The sequence below is a fragment of the Arthrobacter sp. zg-Y20 genome (assembly GCF_030142075.1).
Classification (GTDB): Bacteria; Actinomycetota; Actinomycetes; order Actinomycetales; family Micrococcaceae; genus Arthrobacter_B.
Map to the genome: position 1 here is coordinate 2849894 of NZ_CP126241.1, position 15562 is coordinate 2865455.

16 protein-coding genes are annotated in these 15562 nt (G+C 66.5%); 2 read left to right on the forward strand and 14 right to left on the reverse strand.

Annotated elements, in window-relative coordinates:
* Positions 1-32 precede the first annotated feature (32 nt).
* The 5 genes from QNO06_RS13640 to QNO06_RS13660 are packed head-to-tail and all read right to left on the reverse strand — an operon-like array spanning position 33 to position 4541.
* Positions 33-449 (reverse strand): lycopene cyclase domain-containing protein, encoded by a 417-nt coding sequence (locus QNO06_RS13640; RefSeq protein WP_227912730.1) that lies wholly within the window; start codon positions 447-449, stop codon positions 33-35.
* Positions 446-889, reverse strand: coding sequence for a lycopene cyclase domain-containing protein (locus QNO06_RS13645; RefSeq protein ID WP_227912729.1), 444 nt, complete (start codon positions 887-889; stop codon positions 446-448). Before QNO06_RS13645 ends, QNO06_RS13640 begins: the two co-directional genes overlap by 4 nt.
* Complete coding sequence (gene crtI / locus QNO06_RS13650; RefSeq protein WP_227912728.1) at positions 889-2559, reverse strand: phytoene desaturase family protein; 1671 nt, start codon at positions 2557-2559, stop codon at positions 889-891. Before crtI ends, QNO06_RS13645 begins: the two co-directional genes overlap by 1 nt.
* On the reverse strand, positions 2556-3470 hold the full coding sequence (locus QNO06_RS13655; RefSeq protein WP_227912727.1) for a phytoene/squalene synthase family protein: 915 nt from the start codon (positions 3468-3470) through the stop codon (positions 2556-2558). Before QNO06_RS13655 ends, crtI begins: the two co-directional genes overlap by 4 nt.
* Before the next feature lie 3 nt (positions 3471-3473).
* A complete protein-coding gene (locus QNO06_RS13660; RefSeq protein WP_227912726.1) occupies positions 3474-4541 on the reverse strand; it encodes a polyprenyl synthetase family protein in 1068 nt (355 codons plus the stop codon).
* Between the two features lie 35 nt (positions 4542-4576).
* On the opposite strand from QNO06_RS13660, the gene idi reads away from it, so the two are divergent.
* Positions 4577-5098 (forward strand): isopentenyl-diphosphate Delta-isomerase, encoded by a 522-nt coding sequence (gene idi, locus QNO06_RS13665; protein WP_227912953.1) that lies wholly within the window; start codon positions 4577-4579, stop codon positions 5096-5098.
* Positions 5099-5187: 89 nt separating this feature from the next.
* Here idi and QNO06_RS13670 read toward each other — a convergent pair whose 3' ends face one another.
* Complete coding sequence (locus tag QNO06_RS13670; RefSeq protein ID WP_227912725.1) at positions 5188-5994, reverse strand: glycosyltransferase family A protein; 807 nt, start codon at positions 5992-5994, stop codon at positions 5188-5190.
* 92 nt (positions 5995-6086) lie between these two features.
* On the opposite strand from QNO06_RS13670, the gene QNO06_RS13675 reads away from it, so the two are divergent.
* Positions 6087-6728 carry a DUF2238 domain-containing protein gene (locus QNO06_RS13675; protein WP_227912724.1) on the forward strand — a complete coding sequence of 214 codons (642 nt, stop codon included), beginning with the start codon at positions 6087-6089 and terminating at the stop codon, positions 6726-6728.
* Positions 6729-6941: 213 nt separating this feature from the next.
* Here the strand turns inward: QNO06_RS13675 and QNO06_RS13680 are convergent, their stop codons facing one another.
* The 8 genes from QNO06_RS13680 to QNO06_RS13715 form a co-directional block, all read right to left on the reverse strand.
* Positions 6942-8132, reverse strand: a complete 1191-nt coding sequence (locus tag QNO06_RS13680) for a TerC family protein (protein ID WP_227912723.1) — start codon at positions 8130-8132, stop codon at positions 6942-6944.
* 143 nt (positions 8133-8275) lie between these two features.
* Positions 8276-8902 (reverse strand): nucleotidyltransferase family protein, encoded by a 627-nt coding sequence (locus tag QNO06_RS13685; protein ID WP_227912722.1) that lies wholly within the window; start codon positions 8900-8902, stop codon positions 8276-8278.
* Between the two features lie 82 nt (positions 8903-8984).
* Positions 8985-9287 carry a DUF4193 domain-containing protein gene (locus QNO06_RS13690; protein WP_227912721.1) on the reverse strand — a complete coding sequence of 101 codons (303 nt, stop codon included), beginning with the start codon at positions 9285-9287 and terminating at the stop codon, positions 8985-8987.
* 269 nt (positions 9288-9556) lie between these two features.
* On the reverse strand, positions 9557-9928 hold the full coding sequence (locus tag QNO06_RS13695) for a YtxH domain-containing protein (RefSeq protein ID WP_227912720.1): 372 nt from the start codon (positions 9926-9928) through the stop codon (positions 9557-9559).
* Between the two features lie 103 nt (positions 9929-10031).
* Positions 10032-10427: a DUF779 domain-containing protein gene (locus QNO06_RS13700; protein WP_227912719.1), complete on the reverse strand. Its 396-nt coding sequence runs from the start codon at positions 10425-10427 to the stop codon at positions 10032-10034.
* A gap of 136 nt (positions 10428-10563) precedes the next feature.
* The gene (gene exaC, locus QNO06_RS13705) at positions 10564-12087 is read right to left on the reverse strand and encodes an acetaldehyde dehydrogenase ExaC (protein ID WP_227912718.1); all 1524 of its coding nucleotides are present in this window, start codon (positions 12085-12087) and stop codon (positions 10564-10566) included.
* Between the two features lie 138 nt (positions 12088-12225).
* Positions 12226-13653, reverse strand: coding sequence for a sigma-54-dependent transcriptional regulator family protein (locus QNO06_RS13710; RefSeq protein ID WP_227912717.1), 1428 nt, complete (start codon positions 13651-13653; stop codon positions 12226-12228).
* A 364-nt stretch (positions 13654-14017) separates the two neighbouring features.
* Positions 14018-15439: an FAD-dependent oxidoreductase gene (locus QNO06_RS13715; RefSeq protein WP_227912716.1), complete on the reverse strand. Its 1422-nt coding sequence runs from the start codon at positions 15437-15439 to the stop codon at positions 14018-14020.
* Positions 15440-15562 lie beyond the last annotated feature (123 nt).

Consider the following 15562-nt stretch of genomic DNA (forward strand, 5'->3'; position numbering starts at 1 on the left):
GGTGCTGCCGGCCGTTCGGGTGGAGCCGGTGCTCACGGATTCTCCTTAGGGGCAGGATGTGCGGTGTCCGGCGTTGATACAGTGCCCGGCGTTGATGCAGTGTCCGGCGTTGATGCAGTGCCCGGCCTTGGTGCGCCCGGTTCGGGGGCCCGGCCCGGCAAAAGGATCCACAGGGCGGGCAGCAATAGGACGGCCGCCAGCGGGTAGGCGAAGTCCTCGAGCGGAGCGGCACCCGCGAACGCGCCGGAAATGCGGTCATTGTTGTACCAAAACAGGCCCACGCGGATCATCATGTTGTCGAAGACCGCCGTCAGGGCCAGCAGGACGGCGGCCGTAACGGCCGCTGCCGCGGCGTAGAAGCGCGGCCGGCGGCGCCTGGCCAGCAGTGCTGCGGCGCATACTCCGGCGGCCGGCAGCAGGAAAAACGCGTTAAGGGTCCAGTACGTCATGGCTGCGGCCGCTCCGTCGGTTTACGCACCGGCTTGCGCCCTGGTTGCCCTGGTTGCCCGGGGTGCCCCGGTTGCCCGGGCGCGCGGCCCTGCATCCGTACGGCCGCCCGGTTCGCGCCCCGTTCCGCAGCGAGTCCGGCGGCCAGCCGGACCAGGCCGAAAACCACCATGGTCAGATAGCAGAGGAAGGCCAGGAAGAAGATCTCCTCCACGGGAAGGTGCGGGGCCAGGGCGAGGCCGAGCATAAACGGGGTCTCTCCGCGGTAGAAGATATCCGCGCCGATGCCGGCCAGGTCCCAAGCGGTAAAGAACAAGACCCCGAGGACCAGAACAATCCCGGCGCGGCGGGCATCGGCGAAAAAGAACAGCCGGAACCGGTGGTCCAGCAGGGCCATGCACCCCAGGGACAGCAGCAGGAAAAGCAGGTACAGCACTCCCATCAGGCGTCCTCCGCCCCAGATAGATCCAGTCCTGATGTTTCCAGTCCGGGGGAAGCATGTCCGGGGCCCGCAGCCGGCGCAGCAGCAGCAGACCACGGTGCCGGCTCGGGCAGCGCCTCGGTGCCCGTCTCCCCGCGCAGCCGCTTGAGCACCAGTTCGGCGCTGATCAGGCACATCGGCAGGCCGATGCCGGGCAGCGTGGACCCGCCGGCGTACAGCAGCCCGTCCACCTTCCGGCTGGCGTTGGTGCCGCGGAAAAAGGCACTTTGCTTAAGGATGTGCGCCGGACCCAGCATCGTGCCGCGCCACGAGTTTAGATCCGTCACGAAATCCTGCGGCCCCACCGTGCGGCGGATGATGATCCGCTCGGCCAGGTCGGGAATGCCGGCCCAGGCCGAAAGCTGGGCAATTACGGCGTCGGCCATTTTTTCGATCCGGGGGTCCCCCGCGCCGTCAATGCCGCCGGCGCCAAGTGACGGGTCGGACGGTACGGGTACCAGGACGAACAGGTTCTCGTGGCCGTCAGGGGCCGCATCCGGGTCCGTGGCGCTGGGCCGGCATACATACAGGGAGGCCGGATCCGGCACGGACGTTTCCTTGCCGAAGATCTTCCCGAAGTTCGCTTCCCAGTCCTTGGTGAACAGCAGGGTGTGGTGTTCCAGCTGCGGGAGCTTGCCCTGCACGCCCAGGTGCAGCAGCAGCCCGCCGGGACCGGGAACGCGGCGCTGCCAGTACCTCTCCGGGTAGGTCTGTAGTTCGGCCGGCAGCAGGGCGGTTTCGGTGTGGTGCAGATCCGCGGCCGAGACCACCAGGTCCGCGTCCAGGGACGCTTCGGCTCCCCCGGCGTCCCGGTAGCGGACACCGGCAACGCGTGGTTTGCGCCGGCCGGCGGCGGTGGTGCGGATACCGGTGACCTCTGCTCCGGTGAGGATCCGAACGCCCTCGGCGCGGGCCAGGTCGCCGATCACGGATACCATCCGGGCGAAGCCGCCCATGGGGTACAGCACCCCGTCAGCAAGGTCCAGCCGGCTCATCAGGTGGTACATGCTGGGCGTGGTGAACGGCGAGGAACCCAGGAACACAGCCGGGTAGCCCAGGATCTGCCGGATCCGCGGATCGGTGAAGCGTTTGGCCACGAAGGTGCTCAGCGGTTCGAGCAGCAGCCGGGCCAGCCGGGGTCCCCGGCGCAGCACGTCGGCGCGCAGCAGCGGGGCGAACGAGGCGAACGTGGAGTAGAGGAACCGCTTTTTCGCCATCGCGTAGACCTCTTCGGCGGACTCGAGGTACTCCGCCAGGCGCGGTCCGGCGCCGGGTTCAAGGGATTCAAAGAGCGCAATGTTGGCCTCGCGGGTGGCAGCAATATCCACCGGTTCGGGCTCATCCTCGAACAGCACCCGGTAGCCGGGATCCAGCCGGACCAGGTCCAGCTGCGCTGCGGCGGAGGTCCCGAGCATCCGGAAGAAGTGGTCAAAGACTTCCGGCATCAGGTACCAGGACGGACCGGTGTCGAAGCGGAAGCCGCCGGTTTCCCAGCTGCCGGCACGGCCGCCGGTTTCGGGCTGCTTTTCCAGCACGGTCACCGAGAGGCCTTCGCGTGCCAGCAGCGCGGCTGTGGCCAGACCCGTGATGCCGCCGCCTATTACGACGGCGGTGCGCGGACTCGTGCTCATGGTTGCCTTCCGTTCGGGGCGGTTGGGGATACCGGCCGGGCGGCCACTTTGCGGGTCAGCAGCGCCCGGGCCGCTATCCGGGCCTTGACCGGATTGGGCACCCGGATGCGGGTGCTGCGCAGCTGCTCGGCCGGGGTGTCCCGGAGCCGGCGGGCGAGCTCGCTGAACAGGTCCTGGGCCAAAGCGACGGCGGCACGGCAGCCCGGCGGCAGCTGCGCCACCGCCGCGCCGGACACGATCAGGTCGGCGTCGATCCCGTCCAGGATCCGGTTCTTGTCCGCTTCGGTGAACGCCGCAACGGTAACGCCGGGGAAATAGCTGCGGCCCAGGGCCTCGAAGTCCTGCGCCAGGTCCCGGAGGAAGTTGACCTTCTGGAATGCCGCGCCCAGCCGCTGGGCGCCTTCCCGCAGCCGTTTGGCCTGGTCCTCGGGCAGGGAGATCCCGTACAGGAAGCACTGCAGGCACATCAGTCCTATGACTTCGGCCGAGCCGTAGACGTAGTCATTGAAGCTGGCCGCGGTGTGCTCTGCCTGGTCCAGGTCCGCCCGCATGGAGGCAAAGAAGGGGCGCGTGAGGTCCGTGCCGATGCCGGTCCCGCGGGCGGTCAGCGCGAAGGCGTGGACCACCAGGTTGGTGCTGTAGCCGGTCCGGAGCGCACGTTCTGTGTCCGCTTCGAGTTCATCGAGCAGCACCCCGATCTCTGCGCGCGGAATGTGGGCCGCCGCAGCCACGCCGTCGACGATTTCATCGGCCAGCCGCACCAGCGCGTAGATGGTTTCGATTTGCATCCGGGTACGCGCGGACAGCAGCCGGGAAGCCAGCCCGAAGGATGTTGAATAGTTCCGGATCAGGACGGCCGAGGTCTGCCGGGACACAGTGTTGTAGAGGGCCAGCCCCTGCTCTGCTGCCACGTCCTAGCGTCCCCGGTTCACGGCGTCGTCAACGACGGCGGACAACGCGGCGCGCAGTCCAGGCGTCACGGCCGGGCAGTCCAGGTGCTGCCGTGCCCGGTCTGCGTATTCCTGCATCAACTCGCGGGCGTGGTCCCGGGCGCCGGAGGATACGAGCAGTTCGCGGGCACGGGCGGCATCGCGGACGGTGAGGTCGGGGTTGCCGATCAGCCCGGACAGTTCGGCCCATTCCGGCTTATCCGCCACATAGGAGACCAGCACGGTGCGCTTACCCTCGCGCAGGTCGGAGAAACTGGATTTGCCGGTGGCGCTTTCGGCGCCGAACACGCCCAGCAGGTCATCCACGACTTGGTAGGCGATACCGATGTCCTGTCCGTACAGGCCCAGAGTGGACACAACGTCGTCGGACGCCCCGGCAAGCACGGCGCCGGCCTGCAGCGGCGCCTCGAAGGAGTACACGGCGGTCTTCAGGCGTTCCATGTGCAGGATTTCGGAAATGGGCGGGGCACCGGGGTGGAAGGAAAAGTCGACGTCGATCAGCTCGCCTCCGGCGGAGGCAAAGACGGCGTCATCGAGGATTTCCGCCAATCGGAGCCGCAGGTCCGTGTCCACTCCGGCACTGTCCAGCAGCCGGAACGCACCGGTCAGGGCCAGGTCTCCGGCAATAACCCCGGCGGACAGGCCGCGGTGCCGTGCAGCGCCCTCCCCCGCGCCCGCTGATGCAGCCAGGTCCCGGTACACACCGGAAACATTGGAGTGGCCCCGGCGGGAGAAATCCAGGTCAATGACGTCATCGTGCACAATCAACGCCGTATGCAGCAGCTCGAAAGCGGCACCTACGTGCGCAGCGGCGCGGATGTCCGTCCCGCCAAGGTGCAGATAGGCGGTCAGCAGGCTGCGCGGACGCACCCGCTTCCCCCCGGCCGTGGAATCCTCCAAGGCCTGCCACAGGGACAGGTAGCTGGAGCCGAGCTTGACTGCCCGTTCCTTGGCCTGTTCGAAGAACCGGTTCAGGACTGCCTCTACCTGCTCCTGGCCGGTGTTCAGCTCGAGCGGGGGGTGCGTCTGCATAGGTAAAGTAAACACGTATGGGACGAGTGGAAGAAATGACAGGCCGCGCAGAACTGGTGGTTCTGGTTGACAATGACGGCCATGCCTTGGGCACCCGGGACAAGGCCGGGGTGCACACCACCGACACTCCACTGCATCTGGCGTTCTCCACGCATGTGTTCAACACCCGCGGCCAGCTGCTGGTGACCCGGCGCGCTCTGTCCAAGCTGACCTGGCCGGGAGTGTGGACCAATTCGTTCTGCGGCCACCCCGGCCCCGGCGAACCAAACGAGGACGCGGTCCGCCGGCGGGCGGAGCGCGAACTGGGCCTTCAGGTCCGCGATCTGACCCTGCGCCTGCCCGATTTCCGCTACCGCGCCGTGGACGCCTCCGGGATTGTGGAGCATGAAATCTGCCCGGTCTACACCGCGGTTGCCGACGCGGATCCGGTGCCGGCGGAGGACGAGGTCATGGACTGGCAGTGGGTTGACCCCGTGCCGCTGGTTGATGCGGTGCGGCTGACCCCCTGGGCGTTCAGCCCGTGGCTCGTGCTGCAGCTGCCCCTGCTCTACCCCTAGACGGGATTCCCCGGGCCTGCGGGCCAGGCACGGCGGCAACGGACTTCCGCGCTTCGCAGGGCACTCAAACCGTCTTCCTCGGTGCCCTTTCAGCCCCGGGCAAAGCGCCTGCCCCAGCGCACCCACGGATATTCCTGTGGCCAGTGGGAGACGAGAGTGTGGAAGGCCCGGCGGAACCGCAGGGCCAGGTTGGCCCTGGTCTGCACGGCCCGCGGTGCCATCCCGACAACCAGGCTCCGGTCCCGCCTGCAGCGGCGGCCCTGACCCAAATGGAAGCTGAGGCACACGTCGTCGTGCATCTGCGCATCCTCACGGTGCACCTGCCCGCTGACGTCCTGCCAGGTACGTGCCCGCAGAGCCAGGTTGGACCCGAAAAACGGCCAGTGCGCCAGGGCCGATCCCATGGCCAGGTAGTAGGAGCCCAGATACAGGCGGGAAACCAGCCGTCCGGCGCGCGGGGACATTCCGTAGAACACCCCGGGCCCGCTGAGCACTTCCAAATCCGGGTCCGCGGCGAACGATTCAGCTATTCGCTGAACCCAATCCCGGGGAAGCACGCAATCGGCGTCACATCGGGCAATAATCAGGTCCGGTTCCGGGACCGTCGCCGGGCCGGCTGCGGCACCTGCCGCAACTGTGTCCGCGCCGAGCGGGCCGGACGCGGCGTCGTACCCGGCGCTTGCCGCGGCCGGAATACCGGGCACCGGCTCAAAGACCACCCGGGCGCCGAAACGGCGCGCCGTTTCAGCGCTGGCATCGGTGCTGTTGTTATCCACCACCACGATTTCCCGCGGCGCGAGGCTCTGTCCGGCCAGTGACTGCAGGCAGGCTTCCAGCAGCGCGGCATCATTGCGGCATGGGATCACCACGGTAACGGGCGGAAGCACAGTGGACATGCGCCGAGTTTAGCGTGGGGCGGCTGTGGTCCCCGGTTCGCGGATCCCCGCGCCCCCTCCTGCCGCAGCCGCGGCCGGGCTACCGTATGAGGATGATCGATGCACTGCTCCGGCCGCCGGAGACCCGCGGGGAAGTCATTGCGGACGTGGTGCGTGCGCTGGGCATCCTCAGCGTGGCCGGCGCACTCCTGCTGCTGGGACCGGTGGAAACCGCCCTGTTCCTGCTGGTGCTGCTGGGGCTGCTGGTTGCCCGCAGCCTGGACGTGATTCCGGGATTCGACACGGCGTACGGCCTGGTGCTGCTGCTGGCGGCATGGAGCAGCGTGGCGGACCTGTATGCCCGCATCTCCTGGTGGGACCTGGCCATCCATTGCGCGGCCACGGGTGTTCTTGCCGCCATGTCTTACTTCCTGCTGGTCCAGTTCAACGCGGTCCCGGCCGTACGCCGTCCGCACCGCCCCTCGCGCTCCCTGCCGTTGGTTGTGCCCGTCCTGGTGCTCTCCCTGGGACTGGCGCTGAGTGTCCTATGGGAGATGGGCGAATGGTGGGGCAACGCCTTTGTCGACGGGAGTATCAACGTGGGCTACGGGGACACCATGGGGGACCTGGCCGCGGGCGGGCTTGGCGGACTGGTGTCCGGAGTCTGCCTGGGGATGGCGGTCCGCCGGGCGGGTGGACGGATGGCGGCGGCAGGCAGCATCCCGCGGCTGCACCGCCAGGAAACGGACCGCTAGAACGGACCGCCAGAACGGACCGTCAGGGAAGGCTGAACCGGACCGGAAGTGCCGCCGGGAAGCCCCGGAGCCTTGCAGAAGCCCCGGAGCCGTGCGGAAACCCCCGAGCCTTGCGGAAGCCCCGGGAAGCCGCACAACAACGCCCGGGCAGCGGTGTCGCTGCCCGGGCGTTGTTGCCGTCCAGGCGGGTTGGGCCGGGACTGGTGCTGTTTCCTAGCGGGAGAGGTAGCGCTCGTGCTCGCTGTGAGCGCGGGCCACGGTTTCGCGGATCTCCCCGATGTCCTTGACCTTGTCGCGGTACTTGAGGTCCATCTTCAGGATGTCCTGCTCTTCGTCGCACAGTGCCTTGTACACCCGCTCGCGCTCGGCCGGATCGGCAGTGTAGGACAGGTCCAGGTAGGCGTCGGCATGGCGGCGGGCGTTGTTGACCGCCGTCATGGCCTTGCCCGCCGGGCTGACCAGGGAACCGATGACGGTGACCACCAGCACGCCGATGATGACGGAAAGGGACAGCGTGGTGGTGATTTCAATGACCGGTACATGCTCGCCGCCGTTGATGAACGGCAGGGTGTTTTCATGCAGGGCGTGCAGGACAAGCTTGACGCCGATGAAGGCCAGGATGGCGGCCAGGCCGTAGGTCAGGTAGATCAGGCGGTCCAGCAGGCCGTCGATCAGGAAGTACAGCTGGCGAAGTCCCATCAGGGAGAACGCGGTGGCGGTGAAGACAATGTAGACGTTCTGGGTCAGGCCGAAGATGGCCGGAATGGAGTCCAGCGCGAAGAGGATGTCGGTACCGCCGATGGCCACCATGACCAGCAGCATGGGCGTCAGGACGCGCTTGCCGTTCTCCATGGTGAACAGCTTGTCGCCGTCGTAGGAGTCCGAGGTGTGGAAGATCTTCCGGGCCAGCCGGATGATGAAGTTGTTGGCTTCGTCGTCGCCCTCGGTGCTTTCGGGCTTGAGCAGGTTTCCGGCGGTGATCAGCAGGATCAGGCCGAAGAGGTAGAAGATCCAGGAGAAGGAATTGATCAGTGCTGCGCCGAGGAAGATGAAGGCGGTGCGGGCAATCAGCGAGAAGACAATGCCGAAGAGCAGGACCTTCTGCTGGTCCTCACGCGGCACCCGGAAACTCGCCATGATGATCAGGAAGACAAACAGGTTGTCCACCGACAGGGCTTTTTCGGTGATGTACCCGGCGAAGTACTCCGTACCCATCTGGCTGCCGCCAAGGACAAACACGATGATGCCGAAGACTATCGCCACGCCCACGTAGATGGAGGACCAGATGGCCGCTTCCTTGAGGGTGGGAATGTGCGCCTTGCGGATGTGGAAGAAGTAATCAAAGGCCAGAAGGGCCAGGATGACCACAATGGTCACTCCCCAGACCATGGGGGAAACAGTCATGAGATGTCTGCTTTCGTAGGGTATGCCAAAGGAGCATAGGTCTCTCCCGCCGACCCTGGCGGGCGGCCGCGGAATCCGGCGGAGCGTCGGTGCTCCACGTGTTGACGGATATCTGCGTTTCGGGATACTCCCCTACGAAGTTTTCAGTCTAACAGGACAAGGTCCGCTTCGCTGTCTACGTCCCGCCCGTCGGCCAGGTCCGAGCAGTCAATTAAGTCCACCAGGTCCGGATGGGCGGCCAGGAAGTGCCGAGCTCCGGTATCGCCTGCATCGCCGTCATCAGCGGCTTCACCGGGTTCAAGGCTTCGGGCCGCCAGCGCCGCATCGAACAGCACCGGATGGCCGCGCCGCAGCCGGTCCGATCCCGGATCACGGTAACCCGCGGCGGTGATCCGGCCTGGCCTCCCGGCGGCCAGGAGCCGGGCGACGACGGCGGCGGTCAGGCCCGGCTGATCCACCAGGGCCACCAGCACCGCCCCCGGACACAGTGCCAGGGCTGCCGCAACGCCGCTGCGGTAGCTGGTACCCATGCCGCGCTGCCAGTCGGGGTTGAGCACCGGGCGGGCGTCCTGCAGTCTGGCCGCGGCCAGGATGTCTCCCCTGCCGGCGCCGAGCACGGCCAGTACCGTGGCGCACCCGCCGTCCCGCAGCACCCGCACCTGGTGTTCAATCAGGGGTCGGCCACGGAACGGCAGCATCGCCTTCGGCCCCAGCCCCAAACGGGTGCCGGCACCCGCGGCAAGCAGCACCGCCGTCGTCGTTCCTGTCATTACCCGGCCACCCCCTTTCCAACACGCGGTTAAAGCAGGCAGCCGCCGGACCGGAGGAGGTGCGGCGGCAGGGAGAAGGCGCTTAGCCCTCGCAGTCCTTGCAGTAGGCCAGGCCGTTCTTTTCCACGGCCAGCTGGGAGCGGTGACGGACAAGGAAACAGGAGTTGCACGTGAACTCGTCTTCCTGGGGCGGCACTACCCGCACCAGCAGTTCTTCGCCGGAGAGGTCAGCGCCGGGCAGTTCGAATCCTTCGGCCGCTTCGGCTTCATCGACGTCAACTACGGCAGACTGCTTGTCGGTTCGCCGGGCCTGGAGTTCCTCGATGGAGGAGGTAGTGCCGGCATCTTCCTCAGTCTTGCGCGGTGCGTCGTAATCTGTAGCCATTTTCTCGGCTCACACTCCAAATCCGTTGTTGTGTTCTTTCCGGGCACTCGATACTAGCCGAACATAACGGACGTACCGTTGCGCGCTATTCCCATTTCCGGTTCCGCAGCGCAATTTTCGCTGGCGGCTGACGGTTCCGAGGATCCGCACGCGTCCCACGCCTACCCAACGTGCCCGGCACCCTGCGGGTTCCGGAATACACAAAACGCAACGGACAGGCAGACTTTCGTCCGCCCATCCGTTGCGTTGTGCTGCGTTTGGAGCTGAGCCTAGGCCTCCGGCTGCGGCTCGGCCGGCGACATCTTGTGCTCGCCGCCGTTGGTGAAGGAACCGTTGGCTCCGGCCGCAGAGGACCCTGCTGCGGAGCCGGTGCTGCTGGTTCCGGTACTGCTGGAGCTGCTGCCGGCAGTGGATCCGGACCCGCTCGAGGAGCCCTTGACCTTCGAAGCAGCGTCCTTAGCGGCGCCCGTGACCTTGTCCTGCAGGCCCGGGGCCTTCTCCTTGGCCCAGTCGGTACCGTGGGACACGGTGTCCTGAACCTTGGGATCGTTCCAGAGCTTCATCAGCTTCTCGCGGCCGCCCTTGGAGCCGGCCAGGTAGCCTGCACCCAAGCCGGCCAGGAATACAAACTTCTTAACCATGGTCTTCCTCTTCTCCCGCCCTCACTGGGCCTCGATAAGTACCGTCCATCTGCACCCTACCGTGCAAAACGGCAGGTTCAACAGCCAGCTTACTATTTGCCGGCTAGCTGAACAGACGGGACCGGATGAGGAACCGTTTACCTTCGGGGGCCTCCACGGAGAATCCGCTGCCGCGCCCGGACACCACATCCACGGTCAGGTGGGTGTGTTTCCAGTATTCGAACTGTTCCCGCGACATCCAGAACTCCAGTTCGTCCCCGTCCAGATCGAAGACTCCCAGCAGCACGTCAGCGTCCCCGGTAAGGAACTCCCCTTTCGGGTAACACATGGGCGAGGAGCCGTCGCAGCAGCCGCCGGACTGGTGGAACATCAGCGGACCGTGCTGTTGCCGGAGGACGCGCAGCAGTTCCTGCGCTGACGGGGTGAGCGCCACCCGGGAGAAATCTTCCCCGGGCAGCGCCGCCGCCGCGTCCAGAGTGGAGACAGGTGCGGTATCCATCAGTACCCGATCACCACCCGGCCATCGACACTGCCTGCACCCAGCTGGTTCACTACTGCTGCTTGCATGCTGGCCATTCAATCCTCAATCCGATCGGAGGTAGGGCGTAACCAAGCCTAGGCGGGCCGGCAGGTTCCTAGAAGAAGCCCTGCTTGTTTTCGGCGTAGCTGACCAGCAGGTTTTTGGTCTGCTGGTAGTGGTCCAGCATCATGGCGTGGTTTTCACGCCCAATGCCGGAGGACTTGTAGCCGCCGAAGGCCGCGTGGGCGGGATAGGCGTGGTAGTTGTTTACCCAGACCCGGCCGGCCTGGATATCCCGGCCCGCCCGGTAGGCAGTATTCCCGTCCCGGGACCACACACCGGCACCCAGGCCGTACAGCGTGTCGTTGGCGATGGCCAGCGCTTCCCCGTAGTCGGAGAAACGGGTCACCGACACCACCGGGCCGAAGATCTCCTCCTGGAAGATCCGCATGCTGTTGCTGCCCTCGAAGACCGTGGGCTCAACGTAGAAACCGTCGGCCAGGTCGCCGTCGAGGATCCGCCGGGAGCCGCCAGCCAGGACCTTCGCGCCCTCCTGCCGGCCGATGTCCAGGTAGGAGAGGATCTTCTCCAACTGGTCATTGGAGGCCTGCGCGCCGACCATGGTGTTGGTGTCCAGCGGGTTGCCCTGCACCATCTGGGCAGTGCGGGCCAGGGCGTCGGCCATGAAGGAGTCGTACATGGAGTCCTGGACCAGCGCCCGCGAGGGGCAGGTGCAGACCTCGCCCTGGTTCAGGGCGAACATGTTGAAGCCCTCCAGCGCCTTGTCGTAGAAAGCATCATCGGCTGCCGCGACGTCGGAGAAGAAAATGTTCGGGCTCTTGCCGCCCAGTTCCAAGGTGACCGGAATGAGGTTCTGGCTGGCGTACTGCATGATCAGCCGGCCGGTGGTGGTCTCGCCCGTGAAGGCGATTTTGCGGATCCGGTTCGAGGAAGCCAGCGGCTTGCCCGCTTCCACGCCGAAACCGTTGACCACGTTCAACACGCCTGCCGGCAGCAGGTCCGCAATAAGTTCCATCAGCACCATGATCGACGCCGGGGTCTGTTCCGCGGGCTTGAGAACGACGGCGTTGCCGGCGGCAAGCGCCGGAGCCAGCTTCCAGGTGGCCATCAGGATGGGGAAATTCCAGGGGATGATCTGGCCCACCACACCGAGGGGCTCATGGAAATGGTAAGCGGTGGTGTTGTCGTCGATCTGCGAGATCGAACCTTCCTGGGCCCGGATGGCGCCGGCAAAGTAGCGGAAGTGGTCCACCGCCAGCGGCAGGTCCGCCGCCAGGGTTTCCCGGACGGGCTTCCCGTTGTCCCAGGTTTCGGCCACGGCCAGCATTTCCAGGTTGGCTTCGATCCGGTCAGCAATCCGGTTCAGGACCAGCGCGCGCTCGGCCACCGCCGTCTTGCCCCATGCCCCAGCGGCCTTGTGCGCCGCATCCAGGGCCAGATCGATGTCCTCCGAGGTTCCCCGAGCCACTTCGCAGAACGGCTTGCCGGTGACCGGTGAAATATTTTCGAAGTACTGGCCTTTGACCGGGGCCACCCATTCCCCGCCGATCCAGTTCTCGTAGCGCGGTTTGAAGGTGACTTTGGCGCCTTCGGTGCCTGGCTGGGCATAAACACTCATCGTTGAGCTCCCTCTTCCGTGCGGTCAACCGTTGGACGGCGGCCGCGTGCTGGTCACAGGGGCGTAGCGGGCCGCCTGCGGATATTTTGAGGGTAGGCAGCACAACGTTGCATGTACGTTGCATAGGCGCGCTTCCAGTTACGTTCGGGCCTGGTATTGCCGGGCTGCTGACGAGCCTGCGGCTCTCCCCCATGACCGGACCCCAAGCGGGCCCGGCCGGGGAACGCCCCGTTCACGGTTCAGCCCCGGCTCACGGTTCAGCCCCAGTTCACGGTCCAGGCGCTCCAAGCGGGCGACGACGGCGGCCCTCCGCGGAGAGTCCGGCGGCAGCAGGCGCAGCAGAACAGCCCAGCCCTCGACGTCGTCCTCCGCTTCCTCCAGCTTGAGGTACTGGGCAAGGAGGTCCGGAGATGCGTCCGAAAGCATGGTTTCCCGCAGGACCGACGACACTTCGGCCCGGAGGCCGGACACAGCCGGAGCTTCGGAGCGCGGCAGCACCGGACCGGCATAAATGTTCAGCGCCAGGCGGTGGGCACCGTGTTCGAGGTAGCTGAGTACCTGCCGGGCATCTACCACCAGCTCCCGGGGCAGGCGGTAGGGCCGGGACTGGGGCACGAGCCCCTGCGGACCGTCCGCGAACCGCGCCAGCATGGCGCGCAGGCGCAGCATCTCGGCCCGGACCGTGGCTGGCGCTGCGGTCTCCGGATACGCCATGGCGGCCAACTCGTCGGCGGTGAGCCCCTGCGGGTTCAGCGCGAGCAGGGTCAGCAGTTCTGCGTGCCGGCCGCTGAGCTGCAGTGACGCTCCGCCCACGTTCAGGAGGGCATGGTCGCGGCCCAGGATCTGCAGGCTGTCACGGTACAACCCAGCGCGGACCGTTTCGAGCCGGCGCAGCCGCCGCCCGCTGCGGCTGCGCTCACGGGCTTCCAGCCGCTCGATCCGCAGGTGCGACTGGGCCGCGTCCACAGCGGCCTCAATCAGGGACAGGGTGTGCGGTGCTACGGCGGCCACGCCCCCGGTAATATCCACGACGCCGATTACCGTCCCCGAGTCCGGGTCCCGGACCGGAACGGCAGTGCAGTTAAAGGAATGGACCCTGCGGTTGAAGTGCTCGGCCCCGGCAATCTGGATGCCCGTTCCGCCGGCTAGTGCCGCGCCCGGGGCGCTGGTACCAATGGACGGCTCGGACCAGTCGGTGCCCGGCATGAAGTACATGCCCTCCGCGCGGCGGCGCAGGTCCTCGTCCCCCTCCACCCACAGCAGGCGGCCGTGCTGGTCCCCCACCGCCACCAGGAGCCCGCTGTCCGCAGCAGGCTGCACCAAGAGCCGCTGGATTACGGGCATCACCACGTGCAGCGGGTGGACCTTCCGGTACTCCCGCAGTTCTTCCGGTTCAAAGGCCAGGACAGGAGTGTCGACATCGGGGTTGCGGGAATAGCCGAGCGAACGCTGCCACGACTCGCGGACCGGCTCGCGCAGGAGGCTGGGTACCGGGCGGCCCGGGCTCAGCTGCTCGTGGGCGTGCAGGGCGGACTCCTGCCCGGTGACGCCAGCCGAAGTATCCACCGCTCCGCCTATCCACTCTGATTGGGAGAACCGCCGCAGGAAACCCGCGGGCCGGATGGTGGCAAGAGTACCTTCTGGGCCCGGCGGGCTCCACTGGTTTCCACCGCGTAACTTATTCCTGTGCTCCGGCCGGTCGCCGTGGGTCCGACGTCGCCGTGGGCGGGCGGGGCCGGCGTCGTCGCCGTGGGTCGGGCGGGGATGCGGGGCCGTCGTCGGCAGCGTCGGGGGCCGGCGGGTTGGCGGGCGGGGCCGGCGTCGCCGTCGTCGTCGTCTGGCAGTGCACAGGGACGCGCATAGACAAAGGAGGGCCGCAGTCCAGCTGGACTGCGGCCCTCCTTTGCGGCCGGCTGGGCCGGCGATTCGCTTATTCGCCGCGGGAGATGCGGGTCATTTCCTCGCGGTCAACCACCTTGACGCGCTCGCGGACGAGTTCGGCAGCAGTCGAATCCGGGTGGATGTAGGAGGCGCCGAGGCTGCGCTCGTAGGCATCCAGCTTCAGCCAGCCCTCCCAAGTGGTGTATTTGACGCCCCGTTCCTCCAGCAGCTCGATGATGGAGGAGGGATCCGGGTGCGAGGCGGCGGGAAGGTTCAGCCGGTCCTCGAGCAGGAAGCCGATGGTCTCCAGCGCATCACCCTTGGTATGCCCGATCAGGCCCACCGGGCCGCGCTTGATCCAACCCGTGGTGTAGATGCCCGGGACGGGGGTGCCGTCTTCGTTGATGACGCGGCCGCCCTCGTTCGGGATCACGCCGCGGCGCTCGTCGTAGCCCACCTCGGGCAGCTCGGAGCCAAAGTAGCCGATGGCCCGGTATACGGCCTGGACGGGGTAGTCAACAATCTCGCCGGTGCCGCGTACGTTGCCGGTTCCGTCCAGTTCCGTACGTTCGAACTTCATGCCCGCAACCTTGCCCGGGTTCGCGGCGTCGTCGTAAATCTCCACGGGGCTGTGCAGGAAGTGCAGGTGCAGGCGGCGGGAGGCGCCGGTGTCCTGCTCCTCCACCAACCAGTTGGTCAGGGTGTTGACCATGGTTTTGGTCTGGTTGTTCGTGCGGATCTGCTCATCAGAGCCCTCGTCGAATTCAAAGTCCTCGGGGTAGAGCACAATGTCGACGTCGCGTGAGTGCGAAAGCTCGCGCAGTTCCAGGGGCGTGAACTTCACCTGCGCCGGGCCGCGGCGTCCGAAGATGTGCACATCCGTCACCGGGGACTTCTTCAGGCCCTCGTAGACGTTCGCCGGGATCTCCGTGGTGAGCAGGTCATCGGCGTGCTTGGAAAGGATGCGCGCGACGTCGAGGGCTACGTTGCCGTTGCCAATCACGGCAACTTCCTTCGCGTCCAGCGGCCATTCACGCGGAACGTCCGGGTGCCCGTCATACCAGGAGACGAAGTCGGCTCCGCCGAAGGAGCCTTCCAGCTCGACGCCGGGCACGTTCAGGGGTGCGTCCTTGATGGCGCCGGTGGCGAAGATGATGGCGTCATAGAAGTGCCGGAAGTCCGTCAGCGTCAGGTCGCGTCCGTAGTTGACGTTGCCGAGGAAGCGGATGTCGCCGCGGTCCAGCACCTTGTGCAGGGCGTTGACGATGCCCTTGATCCGCGGGTGGTCGGGTGCCACCCCGTAGCGGATCAGGCCGTAAGGGGCGGGGTACTGGTCGAAAAGGTCAATGCTGACCTCAAAGTCCCGCTCGGCCTTGGTAAGGATGTCGGCGGCGTAAACACCGGCGGGGCCTGCACCGATAATGGCGACCCTCAAGGGACGCTGGGGGCTCTCCGCGGCTGGGTTAGTCACTGATAGTCCTTCTTCTCTTCGAAAGATCCGTAGGTGCGCAATTAACACACAGTTATTTATTCTAAATGCCGGGTTCCCCGCCGTCTAAACGGTTGCCCAAAGGCAGGCGGGAATAGGATCCGG

What these genes read in the sequence shown, in the direction of transcription:
- idi (WP_227912953.1), top strand. Translation starts at nt 4,577, where the DNA reads ATGACAGGCCGCGCAGAACTGGTGGTTCTGGTTGACAATGACGGCCAT.
- QNO06_RS13660 (WP_227912726.1), bottom strand. Translation starts at nt 4,541, where the DNA reads ATGCAGACGCACCCCCCGCTCGAGCTGAACACCGGCCAGGAGCAGGTA.
- crtI (WP_227912728.1), bottom strand. Translation starts at nt 2,559, where the DNA reads ATGAGCACGAGTCCGCGCACCGCCGTCGTAATAGGCGGCGGCATCACG.
- QNO06_RS13695 (WP_227912720.1), bottom strand. Translation starts at nt 9,928, where the DNA reads ATGGTTAAGAAGTTTGTATTCCTGGCCGGCTTGGGTGCAGGCTACCTG.
- exaC (WP_227912718.1), bottom strand. Translation starts at nt 12,087, where the DNA reads ATGAGTGTTTATGCCCAGCCAGGCACCGAAGGCGCCAAAGTCACCTTC.
- QNO06_RS13645 (WP_227912729.1), bottom strand. Translation starts at nt 889, where the DNA reads ATGGGAGTGCTGTACCTGCTTTTCCTGCTGCTGTCCCTGGGGTGCATG.
- QNO06_RS13690 (WP_227912721.1), bottom strand. Translation starts at nt 9,287, where the DNA reads ATGGCTACAGATTACGACGCACCGCGCAAGACTGAGGAAGATGCCGGC.
- QNO06_RS13670 (WP_227912725.1), bottom strand. Translation starts at nt 5,994, where the DNA reads ATGTCCACTGTGCTTCCGCCCGTTACCGTGGTGATCCCATGCCGCAAT.
- QNO06_RS13680 (WP_227912723.1), bottom strand. Translation starts at nt 8,132, where the DNA reads ATGACTGTTTCCCCCATGGTCTGGGGAGTGACCATTGTGGTCATCCTG.
- QNO06_RS13675 (WP_227912724.1), top strand. Translation starts at nt 6,087, where the DNA reads ATGATCGATGCACTGCTCCGGCCGCCGGAGACCCGCGGGGAAGTCATT.
- QNO06_RS13640 (WP_227912730.1), bottom strand. Translation starts at nt 449, where the DNA reads ATGACGTACTGGACCCTTAACGCGTTTTTCCTGCTGCCGGCCGCCGGA.
- QNO06_RS13685 (WP_227912722.1), bottom strand. Translation starts at nt 8,902, where the DNA reads ATGACAGGAACGACGACGGCGGTGCTGCTTGCCGCGGGTGCCGGCACC.
- QNO06_RS13700 (WP_227912719.1), bottom strand. Translation starts at nt 10,427, where the DNA reads ATGGATACCGCACCTGTCTCCACTCTGGACGCGGCGGCGGCGCTGCCC.